This window comes from Streptomyces sp. NPDC058964, assembly GCF_042741275.1.
Classification (GTDB): domain Bacteria; phylum Actinomycetota; class Actinomycetes; order Streptomycetales; family Streptomycetaceae; genus Streptomyces.
Genome location: NZ_JBHYKH010000009.1, coordinates 47,799 through 51,778, shown reverse-complemented (window position 1 = coordinate 51,778; position 3,980 = coordinate 47,799). Strand labels below are relative to the sequence as shown.

4 protein-coding genes are annotated in these 3,980 nt (G+C 71.3%); 2 read left to right on the top strand and 2 right to left on the bottom strand.

Annotated elements, in window-relative coordinates; translation table 11 throughout:
• Positions 1 to 98: 98 nt before the first annotated feature.
• On the bottom strand, positions 99 to 707 hold the full coding sequence (locus ACFW2E_RS02380; protein ID WP_384460079.1) for an ATP-binding protein: 609 nt from the start codon (positions 705 to 707) through the stop codon (positions 99 to 101).
• 245 nt (positions 708 to 952) lie between these two features.
• On the bottom strand, positions 953 to 1,339 hold the full coding sequence (locus tag ACFW2E_RS02375; protein ID WP_384460076.1) for an STAS domain-containing protein: 387 nt from the start codon (positions 1,337 to 1,339) through the stop codon (positions 953 to 955).
• Positions 1,340 to 1,645: 306 nt separating this feature from the next.
• On the opposite strand from ACFW2E_RS02375, the gene ACFW2E_RS02370 reads away from it, so the two are divergent.
• Both ACFW2E_RS02370 and ACFW2E_RS02365 read left to right on the top strand, forming a co-directional pair.
• The gene (locus ACFW2E_RS02370; RefSeq protein WP_384460073.1) at positions 1,646 to 2,521 is read left to right on the top strand and encodes an RNA polymerase sigma factor SigF; all 876 of its coding nucleotides are present in this window, start codon (positions 1,646 to 1,648) and stop codon (positions 2,519 to 2,521) included.
• A 177-nt stretch (positions 2,522 to 2,698) separates the two neighbouring features.
• Positions 2,699 to 3,980 (top strand): RICIN domain-containing protein (locus ACFW2E_RS02365; protein WP_384460070.1); only part of this gene is annotated, 1,282 nt, incomplete at its 3' end.

The window sequence follows — 3,980 nt, the reverse complement described above, 5'->3', positions numbered from 1 at the left end:
GCCACTCAAACGGACCGAGCACCGCAACTGGCTACCACCCGCACCGGACACCGTGACCATCACGCGGCACGGCACAAGCTAAGTCACCGGCATTGGGCCTAGGCCGGGGCTCCCAGCTCGGCCCAGACCGTCTTGCCCGACAGACCCGGGGTCCGTACGACCCCCCAGTCCAGGCAGAGCCGCTGCACGATGAACATCCCGTGGCCGCCGGGACGCCCGGCGCGGTGCGGGGTGCGGGGGGCCGGCTGGCCGGTGCCGCGGTCGGTGACCTCTATGCGGATCACCTTGTTGTCGCAGGCGAGGAACAGTTCCTCCGGGCCCTCCGCGTGCAGACAGGCGTTGGTGACCAGCTCGGAGACGACGAGCAGTACGTCCTCGGCGGCGGCCCGCTGGTCGGCGCCGGCGGCCGGCAGCCAGCCCCACGCGTACAGCGCCTGGCGGGTGAAGTCGCGGGCGAGCGGGACGACGCCGCTCTCGCCGTCCAGACGCAGCCTGCGGACCTGACGCCCCTGACCGTTCCGGAGGTCCGGGCGCCCGGTGCCGCCCTGGTGCCCCTGGCCGTCCTGACGGTCCTCCGGCGTTGCGGACGGTGCGGCCGTTTCCCCCGCGGGTGCGCCGACCGGCGGCGCACCCGCCTCGGACGCCCCGGAAGCGCCGCTCGGCTCTGGGCCGCGGTCGCCCGGCGAGCAGGGCCGGGTGGTGCTCATCAGCGCTTCACCTCACCGATTCACCAGTTCACGTTTCACACGATTCACATGCTTCAAAAGGTCTGTGCCGGTCAGTACCAGTCAGTACGCACGTCGTACACAGGGCGTTCGCCGTTCGCGGCACCCCCGGTGGCCAACAGGTCCAGGATGTCTCCTGCCCGGCGGATCCGGCGGGACACCCCCCTTTGAGACGTGACCGGAGCGACGACCGGGGCGCCTGCGCGTGGGGCGGCGACGGCGGCGCCTCAGCCGGCGCCGTCGGCTTCGTCCGCCAGGGCCGCCTCGAGGGTGTCGTGCACGGTGAACACCGCGTCCGCTCCGGTGATCTCGAACACACGGGCCACGACGGGCAGCATCCCCGCAAGGTGCACCCCGCCGCCCGCGGACTCCGCCTTCAGGCGGGCCCCGAGCAGCACGTTCAGGCCCGTGGAGTCGCAGAACTCAAGCCGCGAGCAGTCCACGACCAGACGCGAGAAGCCCTTGCCGAGGAGGTCCTCGAGCGGTTCCCGCAACAGATCGGCGGTGTGGTGATCGAGCTCACCCGCCGGAGTGACTACGGCGCTGGAGCCCTCTTCCCGCACCTCCACCAGTAGTCGGCCCGACTGTGCGCTGCCGACCGTCCCGCGGTCCATGCCGTGTGTCTCCCGAGGTCGTGGCTGCTGACTTACTGCTCTGCCGATGTGCTGAGTCTGCCCCCGCCGATGCGCTGTGGACACCCGGCCGGTGCCCTCGCACATTACGCCCTCCCTTCACACTTCAACACCCGAACAACCTCTCATTATCGGACATATCGTGTCGTAACGCACTTGCGGTGGGCTCACGGGAGCGGGTAGGGCTAGTAGGGACACGCAACCGACACGGCCGGCATTGGAGGCGCCGCACACCGCAGTGCACGCACGGCTTCGGCAGCCATATGCCGAGAACGATGGAGGACACCCATGTCACCCCGGCTCGACGCATCGCATACCCGGACGGCGACGTCGACACCCCCTCCGGAACAACTGGATCCCATCGACGGGCTCCCCGAGATCCCCCCGTACGACGAGGTCGGCCCGGTGGACGCGCGGGCCCTGTCCAAGACCCTCTTCGAGCGGCTCGAGTCGCTGGAGGAAGGGACGCACGAGTACTCGTACGTCCGCAACACGCTCGTCGAACTCAACCTCGCGCTGGTCAAGTTCGCCGCCTCCCGCTTCCGCTCCCGCAGCGAGCCGATGGAGGACATCATCCAGGTCGGCACCATCGGCCTGATCAAGGCGATCGACCGCTTCGAGCTCTCCCGGGGTGTCGAGTTCCCAACCTTCGCGATGCCGACCATCATCGGCGAGATCAAGCGCTTCTTCCGCGACACCTCCTGGTCCGTGCGCGTCCCGCGCAGGCTGCAGGAACTGCGGATCGACCTGGCCAAGGCCGGTGACGAGCTGTCCCAGCGGCTGGACCGCGCACCGACGGTGCCGGAACTGGCCGAGCGGCTGGGCCTCTCGAACGACGAGGTGCTCGAGGGCATGGCGGCGTCCAACGCCTACACCGCCTCCTCGCTGGACGCCCAGCCCGACGAGGACGACGCCGAGGGCGCGCTCGCGGACCGCATCGGTTACGAGGACAACGGACTCGAAGGCATCGAGTACGTCGAGTCGTTGAAGCCGCTGATCGCCGAACTCCCGCCGCGGGACCGGAAGATCCTCTCCCTGCGCTTCGTCGCGGGCATGACCCAGTCGGAGATCGGCGACGAGCTCGGCATCTCGCAGATGCACGTGTCACGGCTGCTGTCACGCACGCTGGTGCGGCTGCGCAAGGGGCTGACGACGGAGGAGTGAGCCTCCCGGGGCGGCGGTCCGGACGGCCGAGTGCCGGACCGCCTCACAGGCTCCTCTTTGGTTACCCGCAGAAACATCTTTCCCCAAAGGTTGTCCTCCACCACTATGGGCACGCCAAACCGGGCGGTACGTCAGAACGGGCGTCGCCGGCCGCATCGTGTGCGAGGAGGCGAAGGGATGGCGCAGGGGGGCCAGACCGACGACAGCGACGAGGGTCACGAGCACGCCGGGTCGTCGGACGCACGGCTGACCGAGCGTCTGCGCGCCGGAACCGCGGCCGCGTACCCGGCGCTGCGGGAGATCCGCCGACGGCACCACGCCCCGGTCCTCGCCTACGCCCGCCTGTGCTCGGCCGGCGAGTCGTCGGCACGGCAACTGGCGGCACAGACGATCACCACGGCCGCGCGCGAGACGGCACGCGGAGTGGAGCCGCAGGTACCGCTGCGCCACCAACTCCTGCTCCTCGTCGTGAGATCGGCCGCGGCCTGGGGCGGCGACGACCGGTCGGCGGGCATGAACCCGGCTCTCCTTCTGGTCCTGAACACAACAGGCGCCCCGGGCGGTCCCACCCCGCCGATGCTGGCGGCCTTCCGGACCCTGCCCACCCGTACGCAGGGCCTGATCTGGTACGGGATCCTGGAACGGGAGCCGGAGGAGGTGACGGCCACCTTCCTGGGGCTGACCCGCGACGACGTCCGCCACGAAACCCCCCGGGCCCTGCAGGCCATGGCCCAGGCCTGTCTGAAGTCGCGTCTGGCCGCCTCCGACGACCCGCGCTGTGGGGACTTCCGCCGTCTGATCGAGGAGTCGGTACGGCCCGACACTCCCCGTCACAGTTCCGACCTGCACGCGCACATGGCGCACTGCCCGCACTGCACGGCCGCGCACGAGGACCTCACCGCGCTCCGGGACGACCCGCGGGCCGCTCTGGCGGAGGGGCTGCTGCCGTGGGCCGGAACGGCGTACACGCACAGGGCCGCGGCGCCCGCCGAAGCGGACGCGGCGCCGCGGCAGCACGGTTGGCACCCGTCCCGGCGTCTGCTCCTCACCTCGGCCGCGCTGGGCGTGGCCCTGGCGCCGCTGCTGGTCCTCCTGCTGTCACCGGCGGGCCCGCAGCGCCAGAGCTCGGCGGCGGCGACGGTCGCCCCCTCCAGCCCGCCGGTGACCGTGACGGCGACGGTCTCCGCGCCGGCCCCGACCACCACGTCCGAGTCGCTCTCGCCGACACCCGGTTCACGGCCCCCGGCCACCCCGTCCGCCAAGCCGAAGCCCCGGCCGAAGCCGAAGCCCACACCCACCCCGTCGCCCACGCCCTCCCCGCCGGGCGGCTCCTACGCCCAGGTGGTGAACGTCGCCTCGGGCCGGTGCCTGGACGTCCGCGACGGCTACTTCGACAACGGCACGGACGTGATCACGGCGCCCTGCTCGTCCTCGACCACCCAGCGCTGGCGCGAGCACA